The sequence below is a fragment of the Phocaeicola coprophilus DSM 18228 = JCM 13818 genome (assembly GCF_000157915.1).
GTDB classification, from domain to species: domain Bacteria; phylum Bacteroidota; class Bacteroidia; order Bacteroidales; family Bacteroidaceae; genus Phocaeicola; species Phocaeicola coprophilus.
This window is the reverse complement of sequence record NZ_EQ973646.1, coordinates 369781-391759: the sequence shown is the minus strand read 5'-3', so window position 1 is coordinate 391759 and position 21979 is coordinate 369781. Positions and strand designations below refer to the sequence as shown.

Sequence of the window (21979 nt, the reverse complement as noted above, 5' to 3'; positions counted from 1 at the left end):
AGAATCGTTATGTACGATGCAAAATTAGCCAAGCCCCCAAAAACTATACATAGATGAAACCACGAATTACATGGATGATTATATGACATCAGATTTATGCTGTGCTATCTGTAAAATATTATAACCCTAAGTATTAATAAATTATATATGCATTCATAACAATTAAAAGATATCTTCCTGTCATTTCAGAACAAATTATCATTCTTTTTATTAACTTTGTAAATAACCTTATCAAAAAACAAGAACGATGATCAAGAGAAAAGATGGATTTAGTGGAGAAAGGGCCTTAGTTGTCCCGCATTCTATCATCGAAGAAATGGAAAAACATCCCTTGATGGCACCATTGCACATCACGGACATAGGTTATTATCCCAAAGCGGAATACCACTACCGGGAGCGCAGGGAGCCGATAACCCAATACATCCTTATATACAACGTGGAAGGAAGAGGATGGTATCAACTTGACGGACAAAAATATGAAGTAAAAAGCAACCAATATTTTATCCTGCCGGCAGGCAAGCCGCATGCGTATGGAAGTTACGAAAATGAAGGATGGACCATCTACTGGATCCATTTCAAAGGATCCCTTGCCGAACATTATGCACAGGGAGCTTCCAAGCCTATTGATATTCTTCCGACAATCGACTCGCGAATCAATACACGTATGGATTTGTTTGAAGAAATCTACCACACGCTGGAAATGGGATATAGCAGAGAAAATCTGCTGTATGCATGCAGCTGCTTTGCACACTATTTGGGAACACTCAGATACCTGCAATCTTACCGGAATGCTTCATATAATGATTCCATTTCAAGCGATCCCATTATGATTACGGTACATTATATGAAAGAAAATATCGGGAAGAAAGTTACGCTACAGGAACTCGCTGACAATTTGGGTTACTCAGCCTCTCACTTTTCTGCCATCTTTACGCAAAGAATGGGGAATTCTCCTCTTAACTACTTTAACCAGCTGAAGATTCAGAAAGCATGTCAGTTACTCGACTTCACGGATATGAAAATCAATCAGGTCTGCTTCAAAGTCGGTATTGAAGACAACTTCTATTTCTCCAGACTCTTCCGCAAAATAATGGGCATGTCGCCACAAGCTTATAAACAAATGAAAAAAGGATAATAAAAACAAGCGTGTGAATCCATCACGGACTCACACGCTCCACCCATTTCATAAAGTTTTATATTAAAGATACCTGTCAGTTTCTTTTTATTCCTTTTCAGGAGAGAGAATTCAGACCAGTTCTTCAATCAAGGAACAAAAAGCTTGAATTCCCTGATGGTTTACATCTGCATTCTTCAGTTCTTCCAGCAAATGAAGTGATTTATCTTTCTGATTCAATCCCCAGTAGCCCAAAGCCATCATATATTTGCAATGGATTACATTTCTGATATTCAAATCATCTTCCCAAATCAACAGATCAGGCAAAGAAACAGCAAAATAATCAATACGCACTTTGTCAAACAAATGCTTTTCTCCATAAGCTACCAATTTATGGAAGCGGCTGTTAGCTTCTTCTTCACGGCCCAGCTTCAATAAAGCCATACCCTGATAGAAGATCTTGTCAGGTTTCTGGTCATTGTAATAAATGGCAGCAACCGGTTCGGTCGAACCTTGTACAGCCTGTTCCCAGCAAGACTTCGCATTCTCCAGGTCACCCATCTGCTGATAAGCGCATCCCATCAAATAATAGAAGTCATTTTCCTGAGCTCCCTGCAGCTTGCCTTCTCCCAAATGATGCGGATAAACCAGACATTCCTTCAGCCAGTTCAAGGCTTCAGCCGAATGTTTCTCCTGCAGACATTTCTTCGCCAGTTCCACACGGGCTATCTGATATTGGGCAGGCACTTTTCCTTCACCCCCTTCCCAAGGATGGAAGATCCGTGCATCCAGCAACTTGCGAGCCTCTTCATATTCACCAACCTGATTCAGCAAAGTTATCTGTTCCAGATACAAATCATCTCGCTGGGCAATCAATTGAGAGTTCTTTCGAAGGAAAGCCAGACGTTCTGCATGCGGACGACCAAGTCTCTTATACAACTGATCAAGCTCCATCAGCACACGGGCATCGGATGAATCCAGAGCAAAGGCCTTTTCCATGCACTGCAATGCCTCTTCCGTACGCTGTTGCTTATTGAAATAAGCCAAAGCCAGGTTACGCCATGCAGACGGGAACTGATTATCCAGTTCAACAGAAGTTTCCCATTCGCGGACAGCCAGGTCATATTGACGTTTGTCATACCACAAATTGCCCAGATAATAATGAGCTTTGGCATCTTGTGAGTTATATTGTGTTGCACATTCCAGTGCAAGAATATCTTCCAGACGATTCGGGAAACAATAATCCGGACAAGCAGCTGCTGCATTCTTGAATGCTTCTTCCTCCAGATGCAAACCTCCCTGTACACTGCACCAGCCGATATAATAATGAGTCATCGGAGTGGCGAATCCTCCAGAAACGGCCTGATTCAAGACATCAACAGCCTCTTTCCAACAGCCGGCAGCCGCATAGTCCAATGCCAATTCATGATAGTTGTTAGCTTCCTCACGCATCAGCTCCTTCCATGCAGAAAGATCACTCTCCGACTGAGTCAGAAGGAAACGTTCATAAAGGCAGCCGAAATTGAAGCGATCCAACTTCAATGATTCTGCAATCAGTTGAAGAGTTTCTTCAGAACGGTTTTCATAACGCAGAACTACCGTTTTCAAATGACGTGCCTTATGGTTATGCCAGTTTCTGATCAGTGAACGGTCTGCTTCCTCCAATGCATCATCCCAACGACGCTGCAATGCTGAAATCTGGGCGCAGGCAAAATAACCTGCATCCTGCCAGGCTCCATTCCAACAAGCTTTATAGAAGCGATTATAAGCCTCATCATATTTACCCTGATATTTCAGGACAAGTCCCAGGTTGTACAAAGGCTCACCATCATAAGGATTCGGATTACGCTTCAGCTGGGTCTTTATTGCCTGACGCAAATAAGTCTCAGCCTTCTGGAAACGTCCTTTTCTCAAATACCATAATCCCAAAGCATTATTATTGCGCACATCTGTCGGATCACGTCTGAGTGCTTCTTCGTAATAAGCTACCGGATTATAAGTTGCATGACGATACTGCTCCAGATGCAAGCCGGTAAGATAAAGCTGTTCTGTTGTAGCTATTTCATGCGGAAGCAAAGCCGGTTCAGCCGGTTCGGGTATAGGTTTAACTTCATCCGGTTCGCATTGCCAGCCAAGCACCTCACGTCCACCAGACAGCAGACTCAAGTGCAAATCCTGGAAGCGGACATTGCCAATCTCTACTGACTGTTCAAATACCTCTTCCGGTGACAGAGTCTGTTCCTGATCAAACAATACCTGATTACCCGCAACAAGACGAATACGTATAAGTTGTCTTGAAGTAGCAAAAATCTTCAGACGTACACTTGACTCTCCCTCCTGTTCTACATTCAACAGCAGATCTTTGCTAGCATTCTTTACCACACCCAATTCACGGTACGGAAGGAAGTACTGCACAAAGCTCTTTTCTTCATAAGGCTGCAACCAGGTAAAGTCAGGCTGGTTATCAGTATAAACTCCCGCCATCAATTCGATATACGGTCCATCCTCATCGGTAAGATTACGGTCCCATGCGCGTCCGAAATCACCATTTCCCCAGGTCCATTGTTTCTTTCCGGGTGACACATGATGGTTTGCCACATGCAATACACCGGCATGTGTATCGTTTTCATAACCACCCACAAAGTTGAAACGAGAATTAATAGCCATATAAGATGTCGGTACGGGAAGATTCCGGTAATTGGAAATATCAACTCCCGCCGAATAATCAATCTTATAATAAGTTCCCGTAGCTATCGGGAAAGTGGAAACATCACGTTTTCCGTGGTCAAATACGGCATTTACATCAGGCGGGAAAACACTTTGGTAATGGTCATTGACTGCTACTGCCGGATTAGCCCACCACAAGAAAGTCTGAGGTGTTTCTGTACGGTTGTATAACACGCCTTTAATCTCAAGGAATGCCTTTCCCGGACGAAGTGTAAATCCGGCCATACCTTTCTGATGGAACATCCGTTCCGTTTCGCTCACCCATACTGTTACGCTTCCATCTTCAAACTCCTCGATATCACAGTCCACCGGCATAAAAGTACTCGGGCGATGATGCTGCGGCCAGTTAAATTCAATACCACCTGAAATCCAGGGACCAACCAAACCAACAAGTGCCGGTTTGATCACATGGTTATAATAAACAAAATGCCGTTGTTTAATCTTATCATACGCCATCTGCACGCGTCCTCCCAATTCCGGAAGAATCATGACTTTCAGATATTCATTTTCAAGAAAAACAGCATTGTAAGTATGATCTTTCTTTTCATCTGAAATACGTTCGATAACAGGGTAAGGATAAACGACACCACTACTTCCCTGATAAACGCGATTTTCCAGAAACATCGGATTCTTTTCGGGCTTTCCCACTTCATAGGTCGGAATCACCACTTGTTCTTTCCACGCTTTAACCATAAATATAATAAGTTTTTAATATCAAGATTCTCTACAGATCGGCCTGTTCCGGCCGAAAGAATAATTCTTTAAATCAATTCACGTTCCAGTTTCTCCAATGATTTTCCTTTTGTTTCCGGCAGGCGGCAATATAAAAAGACATAACTTACCGCGCAAATCAATGCATAGATCCAAAAAGTACCACTACTACCTAATGAAGCATTCAGCAGAGGGAATGTATAAGTCAGAGTGAAACATCCGATCCACAAAGCAAAGGTTGCCGTAGCCATAGCCACTCCACGCACACGGTCCGGAAATATTTCAGAAAGCAAAACCCAGGTTACAGGTCCCAGTGACATGGCATAGCAAGCGATCGCTAGTACCACCAACAGCACCATAAAGAAGCCGCTCAACTGAAAATAATAGCAAGCACCAAGAATCAGATAAATGCCTCCCAGTCCACCGGCTCCCAACAGCATCAAAGCCCGACGTCCCCAGCGGTCAACCGTATAGATCGCAACAAATGTAAAGACAACATTGGCAATACCTGTCACCACAATATTAAACAAGACATCTCCCAAAGCGAAACCAGCCGACTGGAAAATTTCCTGTGCATAATTAAATATGACATTGGTTCCGCACCATTGCTGGAATACAGCAACCACAATACCTAACAGCAAAACTCTCCGATAAGGACGGCTGAAAAGTAATTTCAGCTTTCCGGAAGATTCTGTTGATGAAACAGATGAGCCGGTCAAAGTCTGTATCTCTGTCAAGGCATATTGAGGACCGCCAATATGTGAAAGCACTTCCTTTGCTTTCTCCAGACGTCCTTTCAGGAACAACCAGCGGGGACTTTCCGGAATAAAGAAAGCCAGCAGGAAAAAAGCAGCTGCAGGAAAAACAGCTCCCCAGAACATCCAGCGCCACCCCATCTGCCCATTCCATGAAGCCAGGATATCAGCGCCGGTAAATTCGGCAGGAATAGGATCTGCAATCAGCCAATTGGTTACCTGAGCTCCCAATATTCCAGCACAATAGTCAGCTGATTCAACGAAACCAGCTTTCCGCGCACTGAAGCCGGTGCAACTTCTGCTATATACATCGGAGAAAGATTGGAAGCTATACCAATTCCTATACCTCCTAAAAAACGAGCAAATAAAAACAGAGTAAAAGTATGTGCAGCGCCTGTTGCATAAGCTGAAATCAGAAAGATTATAGCTGCAACCAGCAACAACGGACGACGTCCATATTTATCAGCCATAAATCCGGTAATCATTGCACCAATCAGACAGCCCAGCAGAGCAATACTCATGGCCCAACCTTGCATAGAAGGTATATCTGCGATTCCGAAATACAATTCATAAAAAGGTTTGGCACCTCCAATGACAACCCAGTCATATCCAAACAGAAGTCCTCCCATTGCCGAAACAAGACAAATGAAATAGACAAAACCTTTGTTGTATGTTTTCATAAGTTATAGTGATTTTTGATTCTGTTGCAAAGGTAGTCTGGCACAAAGGAATATAAAATAGAATTTACGAGCGAACGAATGGACAATATTATGATTCACAAGAAAAGACTTCCGAAAACTAAAAAACGGATAGCCGCAGAAGAAAACTCTTCCGCAGCTATCCGCTCTTATTCTATATATAATCTGGCTGAAGACCTATCCCCGCAACTGCTTATCCATAGCAGCAGCAGCACGACGTCCGTCACCCATTGCCAGAATTACCGTTGCTCCACCCCGGACAATATCTCCTCCGGCATAAATGGTAGGTATAGAAGATTGCATGTCTTCATTAACCGCAATGGTTCCTTTCCGGCCCAGTTCAAGTCCCGGAATAGAATTGGGAACGATCGGATTAGGAGATACACCTACACTCACAATAGCCATATCAATATCAATTGTTTCAACAGCACCTGGAATAGCAACAGGGCTACGGCGTCCGGAAGCATCCGGTTCACCCAATTCCATCTTCTGGAGTACTACCTGTTTCACTCTTCCTTTTTCATCAGCAATATATTCAATCGGATTATGCAAAGTCAGGAATTCCACACCTTCTTCCTTGGCATGTTTCACTTCTTCCAGACGGGCAGGCATTTCAGCTTCTGAACGACGATAGATGATCATTGCTCTTTCTGCTCCCAGACGGCGTGCCGTACGAACAGAATCCATTGCTGTATTTCCACCACCGATAACCGCAACACGCTTACCGAATGTAACCGGTGTATCCGAATCTTCGCTGGCTGCATCCATCAAATTAACACGAGTCAGATATTCATTGGATGACATAATGTTAATGGAATTCTCTCCCGGAATATTCATAAAGTTGGGCAATCCGGCACCGGAAGCAACAAAGATACCTTTATAGCCTTCATCCTCCAGATCCTTCACACTGATTGTCTTGCCGACAATACAGTCCTTGACAAACAGAACTCCCATCTTCGAAAGATTTTCGATTTCTACATCTACAATCTTATTCGGCAGACGGAATTCCGGAATACCATATTTCAATACACCACCGATTTCGTGCAATGCTTCAAATACAGTTACTTCATATCCCAGTTTAGCCATATCTCCGGCAAAAGAAAGACCTGCAGGACCGGAACCGACAACAGCAACCTTAATACCATTCTTTGAAGCAATCTCCGGAACAGAAATCTGTCCGCTTTCACGTTCGTAGTCGGCAGCAAAACGTTCCAGGTATCCGATAGCCACAGCCTCATGTCCCATCTTCAGATGAATACATTTTGACTCACACTGCTTTTCCTGCGGACAAACACGTCCACATACTGCCGGCAAAGCACTGGTCTGCTTCAACACGCGTGCAGCCTCCAGGAACTCACCCCGCTCGATATTCTTGACAAATGCAGGAATATTGATACCGACAGGACATCCTTGCATACAAGACGGATTGGCACAATCCAGACAACGCTTAGCTTCTGTCAATGCCTGCTCTTCATTCAATCCCAGGTTTACTTCTTCCTTACGGCTGTGAGAACGATATTCCGGTTCCAGTTCATTCATCTTTACACGAGGAATAGCCGTACGTTCTTTCGGTTTCATAGACTTACGCAATTCTTCACGCCAGGGTGCCGTACGGTCATCTGCGGGTTTCACAGCTTCGCAAGTCTCTGATGCTTCATGTTCCAACTTATGAATTTCCTCACGTTCAATATCGCGGAAGGCACCCATACGCTTCAACATTTCATCAAAGTCCACCTGGTGTCCGTCAAATTCAGGACCATCAACACATACAAACTTGGTCTTTCCGCCAACAGTGATACGGCAGGCACCGCACATACCGGTACCGTCAACCATGATTGTATTCAGCGACACTTCTGTCGGAATCTCATACTTCTTGGTCAACAGACAAACAAACTTCATCATAATGGCAGGACCAATGGCAAAACATTTGTCTACCTTTTCGCGCTTGATAACTTCTTCCACACCTTCCGTTACCAGTCCTTTCTTGCCATACGATCCGTCATCAGTCATAATAATTACCTCATCCGAACTTTCACGCATTTCCTTCTCCAGGATAATCAATTCCTTGGTACGTCCGGCCAATACAGTGATCACACGATTTCCTGCAGCCTTCAATGCCTGCACAATAGGCAACATCGGAGCTACACCTACACCACCTCCGGCACAAACTACCGTACCGAAATTGTCAATATGCGTTGCTTTTCCCAGCGGGCCTACCACATCCGTAATATAATCACCCTCATTCAATTCACATAAACGGGTTGAAGAAAGTCCGACTTCCTGCACCACCAGGGTAATAGTTCCTTTAACGGGGTCAGCAGCAGCAATAGTCAAAGGCATACGTTCACCTTTTTCTCCTACACGGACAATCACAAAGTGACCAGCCTTACGCGACTTGGCAATTAACGGTGCATCAACGACCAGTTTAAAGACCTTTTCTGAGAAATGTTCTTTTGAAATAATTTTATTCATTTCTTTATACGATAAGTTAGTTATTTTTCTTATATGTTGGCTTTTAGATAATTTTCCGCAAAGGTAAGATAAAAAAACTAGATACTCAACGCGAGTCCGCAAAAATCAACAGAAAAACCTGAAACACATGGGGTCCATGAATTTCTGACGGAAGCATTTCTTCTATTTCCGAAAAAAATCCTACCTTTGTTGAGATGATTTCAACATCAGCCCATTATAAAAAGGCATCAAACCTATAAACCTAATAAGAACAAGATGAAAATGAACAAAATGCTTACGCTGGTCTGCGGACTGGCATTGGGAAGCCACCTTGCGGCCCAACAACCACGCTATGAACTAATCTGGCAAGAAGACTTTAATGGTAGTACCTTCGACGAAAAGTACTGGACCAAAATTCCCCGTGGAAATGCAGACTGGTGCAGACACATGTCGGATGAACCTTCTCTGTACGAAGTAAAAGACGGAAACCTGATCCTGAGAGGAAAAGTCAATGACGGCATTGTACCACAAGATACCGCACGTTACATCACCGGCGGACTTTACACCAAAGACAAAAAGACCATTACTCACGGAAAAGTTGAAATCAAAGCCAAACTTCAGGCTGCTCAGGGAGCATGGCCGGCTTTCTGGATGCTTCCCAACACCGGAACATGGCCCAACGGAGGAGAAATTGATATCATGGAACGGTTGAACCATGACTCCATCGCTTACCAAACCGTACACTCCTATTACACTTATGTACTGAAAGAAGAGAACAACCCGCCCCACGGAGGTATCGGAGCCATCAATCCGGATGATTATAATGTATATGCCGTAGAGATTCTTCCGGACAGTCTGGTTTTCTCCATCAACGGAAACCATACATTCACTTATCCCCGCATTGAGACGGACAAAGAAGGTCAGTTCCCCTTCGGTACACCTTATTATATATTAATAGACATGCAGATTGAAGGAAGCTGGGTAGGAAAAGCCAACCCTGCCGAATATCCGGTTGAAATGCAGATAGACTGGGTCAAAGTATACAGCTTAAAGCCCTAAACATACACACCAGGTACAGACAAAATCGGGATGCAGCAAATAACGGATCTGAAACAAACGATGATGACCGGTCCGGTGTTCTGCTCCCGACAATGTACCGGTCTCACCAACTTCAAAGGGCATCACTCTCAAATGTTCTACGAAATCCACCTCCTGACAACCCAGAACTTTATACAGGGTTTCTTTAGCAGACCAGTGTATCAGCAGCTGACTGAGCATCTCTTCCGGTGACAGACTGTCCCGATGAGGAATCTCTTCCGGGTGAATAAACCGGCTCATTACTTTCCGAACCCGCTCCGTACATTGTTCTATATCCATCCCCACCTCAGCAGACGGATGAAGTCCGACGGCTACATATCCTTTCGTATGAGAAATCGTCAGCTGAAACAAATGTCCTTCCACATAAGGTTTACCGGAAGACTCATGCAAAATATGATATTCCTTTCCGGTTAACGTTTTCAGTAATACCCGAACCGCCAGATATTCCATCTTGCGCCCCTGCGCCTTCAATGAGTCCAGCTCGACGTCATAAGGCAATCTCCCGGTCAGCATTGCCCGCAACTCTTCTGCAGACTCACTGACTTTCCAGATTCCCCACTCTGCGTCTCCTTCTTTCCAATGTCGGTAAAGCGGCATCTCTTCAAACTTTATTTTTCAGATTCCACATCTTCCTTTTCCGGTCGGGAACAGATTGACACCTTTACTTTCAGAATACGGCGTGCATCCATTTCCAACACTTCAAAACGGAAATACTGGTATGTGATGACTTCATGCAGGGAAGGGAATTCTCCTTTCAGTTCCAGCAGAAGTCCGGCCAGGGTATCGGCATCTCCCTCCACCGTTTCAAATACATCTGAATCGATTTTTAGAATCTTATAAAAATCACTCAGCAATGTCTTGCCTTCGAATACATAGGTATCATCAGCCAGTTTCACATAAGTGCGTTCTTCTTCATCATACTCATCGTTGATTTCTCCTACGATTTCTTCTATAATATCTTCCATCGTTACCAATCCCGATGTTCCTCCAAATTCATCCACAACAATAGCAATATGAATCCGGTTTATCTGGAAGTCGCGCAACAAATCATCAATCTTTTTGGTCTCCGGAACAAAGTAGGCCGGACGTATCAGGTTCTGCCATTTAAAATCATCCCCCCGATCCAGATAGGGCAGCAAATCCTTGATATACAGAATTCCCTTCACATTATCCCGGTTTTCCTGATATACAGGTATACGAGAATACGCATTCTCAACAATACATTTCAATACCTCGGAATAAGAAGCCTCAATATCCAGATCCACCATATCCAGACGGGAAGTCATCACTTCCTTGGCTGTTTCCTCTCCGAAACGGATAATACCTTCCAGCATATTCGTTTCTTCGGATATCTCACTTTTATCCGTCAGTTCCAGTGCCTGCGACAATTCATCCACCGACAAGTTACACTGCTTTTTTCTTTTCTGGGCCACACGATTGATGACAAAGGTGGAACGGACCAGCAGGTTCGACAAAGGACGAAAAACAGAAAGCAATACCCAAATAACCGGAGCAGCCTTACGGCAGAATGACAAAGTATGCTGGGCCGAATAAATTTTCGGCATAATTTCGCCAAAAAGCAATAAAAGGAAGGTCAGAATAACGGTGATCACCAGAAATTCGAGAATTTCGGCCCCGCCAAAGTCTATCACGCTGGCAAAGAAATAATTGCACAACATGATAATCGTAACATTTACAAAATTATTAGAGATCAGAATGGTAGCCAGAAGCCGTTCGGAATCATCCAGCAACGCTTTTATACGTTTGTCTACCGCATGATTTTCCTCTTCGATTTCATTACGATCTGCCGGCGAAAGCGAAAAGAACGCAATCTCAGATGCCGAAACAAAACCTGAAGCATACAATAACAACAAAGCTAAAACCAAAGCCACAATTGCTCCTGCTGAAGGAGCAAAGAGGGTCACATCATTACATAAATCCGCCAAGCGGCATAAATACGAGTCTGGGTCCAAGGATTATAAATTTAGTTAAACAATCAAATTAGAACGGCAAGTCATCCGACATCTCCCCTGCGGGTGCAGATTGAGCCGCGGATCCCTGCTGTACAGGCTGTGCGCCCGAAGGCTGAGCCGGTGCAGACTGAGGAGCCTGCTGAGACTGGCGAGGCGAAGAAAGCATTTCCATATTATCGCCGAAAATCTCTACAACATAACGTTTCACTCCGTTCTGGTCATCATAAGAACGTGAACGGATTTTCCCCTCAATATAGAGTTTGTCTCCTTTGCGGACATATTTCTCTGCTGTTTCTGCCAGTCCGCGCCACAATACGATATTATGCCATTCAGTACGTTCCGGCACCTGTGTTCCATTTGCCAGCGTATAACCGCGGTCTGTTGTAGCCAAAGGAAAAGTAGCTACTGCCACACCTGAATCCAAATATCTTACATCGGGATCTTTTCCGACATTACCGATCAACTGTACCTTATTCAATGACATAATCTTATCGTTTTATCTAATTTTAGGTTCCAAAAGTAACGAAAAAAAATGAGATATCAAGCGAGACACCGGAAATTTGTGCAGATCTTCTTCCCGGATGCGCTGAAAACCGTCCAAAAACGCATCTTCATTTTCCAGAACCACCTCATAACAGGAAGCATACACCACCCGATGCGAAAGCACATGTTTCACTCCGCTTTCTACCAGACGGATCCTTTTAACAGCCTGCCCGCCTAACAACTTGTTCCATTCCGGCAAAGCAAACAGCTCTGACTCATCGGGCTTTTCCGGAGTTTCTATCAAGGGAAACTCATACAGGTTTTGCCAGATATCTCCCGCACCGCGCTTATTTATAAAGGTATATACGCCCGCACGCACGTAAATATACGAAAAATAACGGTTCACCGTCTTTACCTTATGAGATTTCCGGGGCAACTCCTCCACCCGCTTGTCACGTAATGCCACACAACTGTCAGCCAGCGGACAAACCTGACAGTCCGGTGAAGCCGGCACACACTGCAAAGCCCCGAAATCCATGATAGCCTGATTGTAAACAGCCGGGTGCTTCCGGTCGAGAAGCTGATCCGCCAGCTGCGCAAACAGTTTCTTTCCGGCAGCGGTATCTATCGGTTCATCCACACCCATCCAGCGCGAAAGCACCCTGTATACGTTTCCATCGACCACGGCACAAGGCATATCATAAGCAAATGAGCAGATAGCTGCTGCCGTATAATCGCCCACCCCCTTCATGGCACGCACTTCCTTATATGTTTCGGGCAGTCTTCCCCGCCCAGCAAGTGAACGGGCAGCCTCATGCAAGTTGCGGGCACGCGAATAATATCCCAGTCCCTGCCACATTTTCATCACCTCGTCTTCATGTGCTTCAGCCAGACTGCATACATCGGGAAACCGCTCAATGAAACGGCAATAATAAGCATAGCCCTGCGCCACCCGCGTCTGTTGCAGAATAATTTCCGAAATCCAGATCCGGTAAGGATCCTTTGTCTCGCGCCAGGGAAGCTCCCGGCGGTGCAGTTCGTACCATCTGATCAAGCTCTCACTAAACTGATTTACACTCATACCACTTCTTTAAAACTGTTTTTTTGAGCAAAAATAGGAATTTTGATACCTTCAGACACACTTTTTACAAAATTTGTTCGGAATATATTTTTCAGAGTACGAGAAAAGCTATATATTTGCAGACCAAAAATTTAAGATAACGTATAACAATAATTATTAGCGAAATGACTAAAGCAGATATTGTAAACGAAATTGCCAAAAACACTGGCATTGACAAAGCCACAGTACTGACAACCCTGGAAGCGTTTATGGATTCAGTAAAGGATTCTTTGTCAAAAGACGAAAACGTATACCTGAGAGGTTTTGGCAGTTTCATCGTCAAGAAAAGAGCTCAGAAAACTGCTCGCAACATCTCCAAGAATACAACTATCATCATTCCGGAACACAATATTCCGGCATTCAAACCTGCCAAGACTTTTACATTGTCAGTAAAAAAATAAATTAACACTAGTATTAACCCTATAAAATTTTGAAGCTATGCCAAGCGGAAAGAAAAGAAAAAGACATAAAATGTCTACTCACAAACGTAAAAAAAGACTAAGAAAGAACAGACATAAAAGCAAAAAATAATTGTTAGTCTGTCCGACTTCAATAAAGAACAAACTTGCAAAGCTCCTACTAGTCTTTCAGGTTTGTTCTTTGCGTATTAGTCAAGAAAAAACGCGGATTCTGCTCCTTGCATAATCCGCGTAATTCTAGAATCTCAGTTATAACTTTTAAAACTAAGTAACAAGTGACAAGCGAATTAGTAGTAGACGTACAGCCCAAAGAGATTTCTATCGCACTTCTTGAAGACAAGAACCTGGTGGAACTCCAAAAAGAAGAACGCAATCTTTCTTTTTCAGTGGGTAACATGTACGTGGGCAAAGTTAAAAAAATCATGCCCGGACTGAACGCCTGCTTCGTAGATGTCGGTTTCGAGAAAGACGCTTTCCTTCACTACTTAGACTTAGGACCACAATTCCATTCGTATCAGAAGTATCTCAAGCAAGTCGTAAGCGACAGAAAAAAACTGTACCCCATTACGAAAGCTTCCATGCTCCCCGACATCGAAAAGGACGGATCCATTTCGAATGTCCTGCAGCAAGGTCAGGAAGTTATTGTACAGATCGTCAAGGAACCTATCTCAACCAAAGGTCCGCGCCTGACGTGCGAACTCTCATTCGCAGGCCGTTATCTGGTACTTATACCTTTCAATGATAAGGTTTCCGTATCACAAAAAATTAAATCGAATGAAGAACGTGCCCGCCTCAAACAGCTGTTACAAAGCATCAAGCCTAAAAATTTTGGCGTGATCGTACGAACTGTTGCCGAAGGAAAGCGCGTTGCCGAACTCGATGCCGAGCTGAAAGTCTTGCTGAAACATTGGGAAGAAACCATCACCAAAGTACAAAAGGCCACCAAGCTGCCTTCACTCGTGTACGAAGAAACAAGCCGTACCGTAGCCATGCTGCGCGATCTGTTCAACCCGTCGTATGAAAACATTTATGTCAACGACGAAGCCGTGTACAACGAAGTGAAAGATTATGTAGCGCTTATCGCCCCTGAACGGGTAAACATTGTCAAGCTATACAAAGGCCAGCTTCCCATCTTTGACAACTTCGCCATTACCAAACAGATCAAATCCTCGTTTGGAAAAACTATTTCCTACAAAAGCGGAGCTTATCTGATCATTGAACACACCGAGGCATTGCACGTGGTAGACGTGAACAGCGGCAACCGTTCCAAGTCTGGAAACGGACAGGAAGCCAATGCACTGGATGTGAATCTGGGCGCAGCCGATGAGTTGGCGCGTCAGCTCCGGTTAAGAGACATGGGAGGAATCATCGTTGTCGACTTCATTGATATGAATCTTGCTGAAAACCGTCAGAAACTCTACGAACGCATGTGTCAGAACATGCAGAAAGACCGTGCAAAACATAATATTTTGCCGCTCAGCAAGTTCGGTCTGATGCAAATCACCCGTCAGCGCGTCCGCCCGGCCATGGACGTGAATACAGACGAAGATTGTCCGACCTGTTTCGGAAAAGGAAAAATCAAGCCGTCCATCTTGTTTACCGACACCCTGGAAAGCAAGATCGACTATCTGGTCAATAAGCTGAAAGTGAAGAAATTTACGCTGCACATCCATCCTTATGTAGCAGCATACGTCAATCAGGGACTTGTTTCCCTGAAACGGAAATGGCAAATGAAGTTTGGATTCGGTATCAAAGTCATTCCCAATCAGAACCTGGCCTTCCTGGAATATAAATTCTATGACACCAAAGGCGAGGAACTGGACATGAAGGAAGAATTCGAAATCAAATAATCGGTTTCAAACCACTTCCGGACAAACCAGCACGAACCGCACAGACAGCCGATAACCGGCCCTGCGCGGTTCGTGTCTTTTTTTCATACGAACGTAACACGGATGTCACTCCAGGGAAACATCCCTCCGCTACCTTTGCAGCGTGAAAAGGGACACATACTGTTAAACATAGATATATTCCTTAAGATGACTGGCCGACAAATCCGTGACGGATGGGTTGGCTTTAATTTTTTCCGCCAGTTTGCAACCCGGTTGCAAAAACAGATGCTTAACTTTGCAGACAGATAAAACAAGAAAAACATGAATGCCAAAGACTGCTGCGACATACTGACACAAGCCGGAATCCGTCCTACATCAACCCGGATTCTGGTGTATGAAGCCATTGCGGAAGAAAAAAACACCTTCTCTCTGGGCGATCTGGAAGAACGTCTGCCCAGTATCGACAAGTCAGGCCTTTTCCGTACACTGACTCTCTTCCACGATCACCGGCTCATTCACAGCGTAGACGACGGAAGCGGCTCGCTGAAATACTGTTTCTGTCACAATCACGGAAACTGCCGCGAAGAAGAAGAACACTGCCATTTCTATTGTGAGGAATGCCGGAAGACCTATTGTCTGGACCAGGATCTGATCCCTCACGTGGACCTTCCGGAAGGCTTTATTCCCCGCAAGATCAACTATATCGTCAAAGGAATCTGCGCAAACTGCGCCAAACGAAAACATCTGTAACCATGTCATATCATCACCATCATCATTCCACCGGCAATGCAGCGAAGAACATTTCGGTCGCATTTTTTCTCAATGCCGCCTTTATTGTCATTGAACTGGTGGGAGGACTGCTCACCAACAGTATCGCCATCCTGACCGATGCCCTTCACGACTTCGGCGACTGCCTGTCGCTGGCCATAGCCTGGATGCTGCAAAAAAAATCTACCCAGGGACGTACATCTACCTATACTTACGGCTACAAGCGATTCTCCCTGCTGGGCAGTGTCTTTCTTTCGGGAGTGCTCGCCATCAGTTCTACCATCGTCCTCCTTGAAGCCGGACAGCGACTGCTGAACCCTCAGCCCGTCAATGCCCAGGGCATGCTCTGGGTGGCCGTCATCGGTATTCTTATCAACGGAGGAGCAGCTTTCAACCTGAAGAAAGGCTCGTCCCTGAACGAGCGCGCCGCCTTTCTCCATATCATGGAAGACGTGCTGGGATGGGTTTCCGTACTGATTGTCAGCATTGTCATGCTTTTCATCGACCTTCCGATGCTCGACACCCTGCTTTCCATGGGAATTTCCATCTGGGTGCTGACCAACGTCTGGAAAAATCTGCATGCAGTGTTCAGGATCATGCTTCAATCCGTTCCCGAAGATATCCCGGTGGATGAACTGACACGGAAACTGACCGAAATCGAAGGCATCCGTTCAATCCACGACATGCACCTCTGGAGTCTGGACGGAGAGTCGCACGTAATGACCCTCCACGCGGTCACTTCCGGAACAAACTTCCATCAGCTGAAGGAGGAAATACAAGCCGTGGCGCGCCAGTATCACATCATACATACGACCATTGAATTTGAAGAACCGGGAGAAAAATGCCTTTGCGACACTTCTCTCCCGGAATAAAATCAACCCGACCGAAACCTCAGTCTCCGGTCGGGCCAATCCATTCACCACCTGATCAGCGATGCTTGATATTCAGTTTCACCGGATGAATCATGTTCTCCGGACTCAGAATCTGATCAATTTCCTCTTTCGTCAAAATACCGTGATCCAGTATCAGCTGATAAACACTCTTTCCCGTTTCAAGCGCTTCCTTGGCTATCTTGGTGGAGTTCTTGTAACCGATTACCGGATTCAGAGCCGTCACTACTCCGATGCTGTGATGCACTTCGTTGATACAATGCTCTTCATTGGCCGTGATGCCTTCCACACAAAGCGTCCGCAACGTACGGAAACCATTCATCATCAGTTCGGCAGACTCAAAGCAACACTGCACCATTACAGGTTCCATCACATTCAGTTCCATCTGAGCAGCCTCACTTGCCATTGTGACACAAAGTTCATTACCGATCACCTTGAAGCAGATCTGGTTCATCACTTCCGGAATCACCGGATTCACCTTGCCCGGCATAATGGATGATCCCGGCTGCATGGCCGGCAGGTTTATTTCGCCCAGTCCGCAACGGGGACCACTGGCCAGCAGACGCAAGTCATTACAGATCTTGTTTACCTTCACGGCCAGACGCTTCATTGCCGAAGCATATCCAACCAGGCAGGATGTATCGGAAGTGGCACCTACCAGATCATCCGACAAACGGATATCCCAGCCCGTGATGTCGCGCAAAGCGGCAATACACTTTTCAGCATATCCCGGTTCGGCACAGATTCCCGTACCGATAGCCGTCGCACCCATGTTGACAGTCAGGAAATCGGCCGCAGCCTCGTTCAAATGTTTGATTTCATCCGTCAGGATGCTTGCAAACCCGTTAAACGTCTGTCCCAGTGTCATCGGCACCGCATCTTCCAGTTGTGTACGTCCCATCTTGATGATATGGGCAAATTCTTCTCCTTTCCGGCGGAAGGCAGCAATCAGATCTTCCAGATAAGGCAACAGCTTCAGATGAGTGGCATACATCCCCAGATGGATAGTCGTCGGATATGCATCGTTGGTTGACTGGGAACAGTTCACATGGTCATTGGGCGAACAAAAAGCATAATCTCCGTGTGCATGCCCCATGATTTCCAGTGCACGGTTGGCTATTACCTCATTGGCATTCATATTTGTCGACGTACCAGCTCCTCCCTGAATCATGTCTACAGGGAACTGATCGTGAAAACGTCCTTCCAGAATTTCACGGCAAGCCTGCGTAATGGCCTGAAACTGTTCATCCGTCAGCAAGCCGAGCTCATGATTGGCGCGGGCAGCTGCCATCTTGGTCATGGCCAGCCCGTTGATAAATAAAGGATACTCATTCAGGTGATATTTGCTGATCGAAAAATTTTCAATTCCTCTCAGTGTCTGTACACCATACAGGCATTCATCTGAAATTTCACGAGAGCCGATCAAATCGCTCTCCACCCGAGTCTTTTTTACATCCTCCATAGTTTTTTCTTCTTATATTAATGATCAGAATAAATCAAAAAGCCCGTATCTGTCTTTTTGATACATAAACACAACAACTATTCCCCATCAAAAGTTGAGCCAAAGTGATTATTTTTCCATAAATCCCCAAGAATATGACATTTTAACACAAAACCTGTATTCCATATTCCTCATTCACCCCTCCCCGCTTTCTTAACAGCCTTTTAACAGCTCCCTGAAAAAAGCCTAAACTTTCCGCTGCGAAACGGAGAAAATTCTCTTTTCTCGGAATAAAAAGTTAACTTTAACCCACGATAACCACAAAAACTGAACCCGCAATGAAATACGTGTACCTCTTTTTGCTGCTTATAATTACCCTGCCCGCCATGGCCAACAACAAGGTCAGCGGTGAAGATATCGTTCAGAAAGCCACCCAATACTCCGGCATTCGCTATACCCCGGGAGGAAGTAATCCCAAACGCGGATTCGACTGTTCGGGCTTCGTGTCCTATGTCTTCCGGAAACTGGACATCTCCGTTCCCCGCTCCTCGGCCAGCCTTTTCTGTAAGGACAAACAAGTTTCAGACTACAAGGACTTGCACCTGGGCGACCTGGTATTTTTCAGCGGAAGCCGCATATCCAACAAGATCGGTCACGTGGGAATCGTCGTATCAGTCAACAACGAAACCGGAGAATTTTCATTCATTCACGCTGCACGCCAGGGAGTAACCGTCTCTTCTTCCACAGAAGACTATTACAGCAAACGCCTGCTGTACGCCTGCCGCTCACCGCATAAATGCAACAGCGACACCCCCTCCGCTTCTACCCGGCAGCAAGGATAAACAACGGCATGAGCATGATCACCATGACACATGGAAACATCCGTTCTGTGATACGCAACAAACTGACTCAAAGGCTGAGCGCAGACGATATTCATGAAATCTGTTTCTACACTCAAGGGGAAAGAAACAACTCTCATAAGGAAGAACTGTATGCCTGCATAAAAGACGGTGACGAAAAAGTGTCGTACAATGCCTTATGGGTATTCACGCATTTTGACCCGTATAACTTCCAATGGCTTGCCCCCAGACAGGACGAACTGATCAGTCTGGCATTGCAGGAAACACACGAAGGCAAGAAACGACTCCTGCTGACCCTCATCCTCAGACTGCCTTTCCGGGAAGATGAACTCAGAACCGACTTCATCGATTACTGCCTGTCCGGAATTACGTCCTGTGAAAACTCATGTGGAGTCAGAGCCTTATGCATAAAGCTTTCATACGAACAGTGCAAGTTTCATACTGACTTATTGTCAGAACTTGAAAACATTCTGAGCCTGTTGGACAATGAGCCGTTGTCCTCCGGACTTGCCATTGCAAGAAAAAATATTCTCAAGAAGATTCTTAACAGAAAAGCTTCAGCATAAGCACAGAAAAACGCCGAAACGTTTTACTCAAAAGCCCGAAGTCTTTTCCTTCAAAGCCCGAAACGTTTTTTAAAAAGCCCGCGGGCTTTATTTCACCTCTCCCAAAGGTATTTCCAGCCTCTGAAAACTCATTCTGACAGGCCTCCGGAATCGTGCGGTCGATCAAGGCAAATTATGCGGTCGTTGGAGCTCAATCGTGCGGTCGTTGAGGGCCAATCGTGCGGTCGTTTTTTTTGCATTGACCAGTTCAACGGACGAAGGTATTGTGCGGTCATTTGACTCCAATTTAGTAACTTTGCATAAGAACTTACAGCCTCAATCTCATGAGGTGATTGAAGCATCCGTTGTGATTTGCTTTCATTTTAGTAACTTTGCATAAGAACTTACAGCTATCCATCAAACGATAATTTCCATTTAACTGTTGTGATTTGCTTTCATTTTAGTAACTTTGCATAAGAACTTACAGCTTTGTCTGCAAGGATCTCACGCAATCGGTAGTTGTGATTTGCTTTCATTTTAGTAACTTTGCATAAGAACTTACAGCAAGGGCTGCTTACGGAACATTCATGCATGCGTTGTGATTTGCTTTCATTTTAGTAACTTTGCATAAGAACTTACAGCAACAAACATTACCAACCTCTCCCCAGTTAAGTTGTGATTTGCTTTCATTTTAGTAACTTTGCATAAGAACTTACAGCGTAATGATAATTGGTGCGCAAGGCATACAGTTGTGATTTGCTTTCATTTTAGTAACTTTGCATAAGAACTTACAGCGTAATGATAATTGGTGCGCAAGGCATACAGTTGTGATTTGCTTTCATTTTAGTAACTTTGCATAAGAACTTACAGCTTTATATGTGATTTTATTATAGGTAAAGAAGTTGTGATTTGCTTTCATTTTAGTAACTTTGCATAAGAACTTACAGCCTGAGAGTTTTTGGTTATTATTTGCATTTGTTGTGATTTGCTTTCATTTTAGTAACTTTGCATAAGAACTTACAGCAATTTTGAAAAGAAACAGGCGCTATTCAAGTTGTGATTTGCTTTCATTTTAGTAACTTTGCATAAGAACTTACAGCTCCTTAAAGCTGCTCATACCTTTCTGTCTTGTTGTGATTTGCTTTCATTTTAGTAACTTTGCATAAGAACTTACAGCAAAACGTAGAAAATAGAGTAAAGGAATGTTGTTGTGATTTGCTTTCATTTTAGTAACTTTGCATAAGAACTTACAGCTGTAGTGATCTTGTATAATATACTAGGGAAGTTGTGATTTGCTTTCATTTTAGTAACTTTGCATAAGAACTTACAGCACTACAAAGATACTAACTTTTTTTTACTATGTTGTGATTTGCTTTCATTTTAGTAACTTTGCATAAGAACTTACAGCTTCGCAAACATATTAATGTTTGCTCCGCTTGTTGTGATTTGCTTTCATTTTAGTAACTTTGCATAAGAACTTACAGCAAAGATGTCGAAGAGCTAATATCCTTTGCGGTTGTGATTTGCTTTCATTTTAGTAACTTTGCATAAGAACTTACAGCTTGATTTTTTCTGTGTTTCTTGTTCAAGTCGTTGTGATTTGCTTTCATTTTAGTAACTTTGCATAAGAACTTACAGCCTTGGAGATTTTGCTGGGTATTGCAAATATGTTGTGATTTGCTTTCATTTTAGTAACTTTGCATAAGAACTTACAGCCGGGCTTGGGCTAATATTAGCAATTTCTTGTTGTGATTTGCTTTCATTTTAGTAACTTTGCATAAGAACTTACAGCGATTATAGTATCTGTGTCGGATCCTTCTAGTTGTGATTTGCTTTCATTTTAGTAACTTTGCATAAGAACTTACAGCAGATCCAGATACGGCACGCTTGACAACTCGTTGTGATTTGCTTTCATTTTAGTAACTTTGCATAAGAACTTACAGCGACACCTCACCGTCAATATCCACCGCATAGGTTGTGATTTGCTTTCATTTTAGTAACTTTGCATAAGAACTTACAGCTGATATCTAATAACTAGATAAGAACCAATAAGTTGCAAAGCGTTTTAGAAATAAAAAAGAAATATTTCTAATAAAA

At 44.2% G+C, this 21979-nt stretch carries 15 protein-coding genes, 1 pseudogene and 1 CRISPR repeat array; of the genes and pseudogenes, 8 read left to right on the top strand and 8 right to left on the bottom strand.

Annotated elements, in window-relative coordinates:
- The first annotated feature begins 247 nt into the window (after window positions 1-247).
- The gene (locus BACCOPRO_RS13745) at window positions 248-1135 is read left to right on the top strand and encodes an AraC family transcriptional regulator (RefSeq protein WP_008144493.1); all 888 of its coding nucleotides are present in this window, start codon (window positions 248-250) and stop codon (window positions 1133-1135) included.
- 111 nt (window positions 1136-1246) lie between these two features.
- Here the strand turns inward: BACCOPRO_RS13745 and BACCOPRO_RS13740 are convergent, their stop codons facing one another.
- The 3 genes and pseudogenes from BACCOPRO_RS13740 to BACCOPRO_RS13730 all read right to left on the bottom strand — a co-directional run bounded on the left by BACCOPRO_RS13740 (window position 1247) and on the right by BACCOPRO_RS13730 (window position 8477).
- The gene (locus BACCOPRO_RS13740) at window positions 1247-4534 is read right to left on the bottom strand and encodes a DUF5107 domain-containing protein (protein ID WP_008144492.1); all 3288 of its coding nucleotides are present in this window, start codon (window positions 4532-4534) and stop codon (window positions 1247-1249) included.
- A gap of 68 nt (window positions 4535-4602) precedes the next feature.
- Window positions 4603-5987: pseudogene (locus BACCOPRO_RS13735) on the bottom strand (sugar porter family MFS transporter).
- 195 nt (window positions 5988-6182) lie between these two features.
- Complete coding sequence (locus BACCOPRO_RS13730) at window positions 6183-8477, bottom strand: bifunctional dihydroorotate dehydrogenase B NAD binding subunit/NADPH-dependent glutamate synthase (protein ID WP_008144489.1); 2295 nt, start codon at window positions 8475-8477, stop codon at window positions 6183-6185.
- Window positions 8478-8732: 255 nt separating this feature from the next.
- On the opposite strand from BACCOPRO_RS13730, the gene BACCOPRO_RS13725 reads away from it, so the two are divergent.
- Complete coding sequence (locus BACCOPRO_RS13725) at window positions 8733-9515, top strand: glycoside hydrolase family 16 protein (protein ID WP_008144488.1); 783 nt, start codon at window positions 8733-8735, stop codon at window positions 9513-9515.
- Here the strand turns inward: BACCOPRO_RS13725 and BACCOPRO_RS13720 are convergent.
- The 4 genes from BACCOPRO_RS13720 to mutY are packed head-to-tail and all read right to left on the bottom strand — an operon-like array spanning window position 9504 to window position 13091.
- Window positions 9504-10151 (bottom strand): 4'-phosphopantetheinyl transferase family protein, encoded by a 648-nt coding sequence (locus BACCOPRO_RS13720; protein WP_008144487.1) that lies wholly within the window; start codon window positions 10149-10151, stop codon window positions 9504-9506. The two genes, BACCOPRO_RS13725 and BACCOPRO_RS13720, sit on opposite strands and share 12 nt — an antisense overlap.
- Before the next feature lie 11 nt (window positions 10152-10162).
- Entirely contained in the window at window positions 10163-11527 is a 1365-nt protein-coding gene (gldE, locus tag BACCOPRO_RS13715) for a gliding motility-associated protein GldE (RefSeq protein ID WP_022277839.1), read from the bottom strand.
- A 28-nt stretch (window positions 11528-11555) separates the two neighbouring features.
- Complete coding sequence (locus BACCOPRO_RS13710; protein ID WP_008144485.1) at window positions 11556-12011, bottom strand: single-stranded DNA-binding protein; 456 nt, start codon at window positions 12009-12011, stop codon at window positions 11556-11558.
- Between the two features lie 12 nt (window positions 12012-12023).
- Window positions 12024-13091, bottom strand: coding sequence for an A/G-specific adenine glycosylase (mutY, locus tag BACCOPRO_RS13705; RefSeq protein ID WP_008144484.1), 1068 nt, complete (start codon window positions 13089-13091; stop codon window positions 12024-12026).
- Between the two features lie 164 nt (window positions 13092-13255).
- Between mutY and BACCOPRO_RS13700 the strand changes: the two genes are divergently transcribed.
- The 4 genes from BACCOPRO_RS13700 (at window position 13256) to BACCOPRO_RS13685 (ending at window position 17018) form a co-directional block, all read left to right on the top strand.
- On the top strand, window positions 13256-13531 hold the full coding sequence (locus tag BACCOPRO_RS13700; RefSeq protein WP_008144483.1) for an HU family DNA-binding protein: 276 nt from the start codon (window positions 13256-13258) through the stop codon (window positions 13529-13531).
- A gap of 293 nt (window positions 13532-13824) precedes the next feature.
- Window positions 13825-15399, top strand: coding sequence for an Rne/Rng family ribonuclease (locus BACCOPRO_RS13695; protein WP_008144482.1), 1575 nt, complete (start codon window positions 13825-13827; stop codon window positions 15397-15399).
- Between the two features lie 300 nt (window positions 15400-15699).
- Window positions 15700-16128 carry a Fur family transcriptional regulator gene (locus tag BACCOPRO_RS13690; RefSeq protein ID WP_008144480.1) on the top strand — a complete coding sequence of 143 codons (429 nt, stop codon included), beginning with the start codon at window positions 15700-15702 and terminating at the stop codon, window positions 16126-16128.
- A 2-nt stretch (window positions 16129-16130) separates the two neighbouring features.
- Window positions 16131-17018 (top strand): cation diffusion facilitator family transporter, encoded by an 888-nt coding sequence (locus BACCOPRO_RS13685; protein ID WP_040311503.1) that lies wholly within the window; start codon window positions 16131-16133, stop codon window positions 17016-17018.
- A 55-nt stretch (window positions 17019-17073) separates the two neighbouring features.
- On the opposite strand, the gene BACCOPRO_RS13680 is transcribed toward BACCOPRO_RS13685, so the two are convergent.
- Window positions 17074-18498, bottom strand: coding sequence for an aspartate ammonia-lyase (locus BACCOPRO_RS13680; protein WP_008144477.1), 1425 nt, complete (start codon window positions 18496-18498; stop codon window positions 17074-17076).
- Between the two features lie 317 nt (window positions 18499-18815).
- On the opposite strand from BACCOPRO_RS13680, the gene BACCOPRO_RS13675 reads away from it, so the two are divergent.
- Together BACCOPRO_RS13675 and BACCOPRO_RS13670 are read left to right on the top strand one after the other, a co-directional pair.
- A complete protein-coding gene (locus BACCOPRO_RS13675) occupies window positions 18816-19319 on the top strand; it encodes a C40 family peptidase (RefSeq protein WP_008144476.1) in 504 nt (167 codons plus the stop codon).
- Window positions 19320-19327: 8 nt separating this feature from the next.
- Complete coding sequence (locus tag BACCOPRO_RS13670) at window positions 19328-19903, top strand: HEAT-like fold family protein (protein ID WP_081446944.1); 576 nt, start codon at window positions 19328-19330, stop codon at window positions 19901-19903.
- A 267-nt stretch (window positions 19904-20170) separates the two neighbouring features.
- Window positions 20171-21903: direct repeats of the CRISPR family, unit length 47 nt; unit sequence GTTGTGATTTGCTTTCATTTTAGTAACTTTGCATAAGAACTTACAGC.
- Between the last annotated feature and the right edge of the window lie 76 nt (window positions 21904-21979).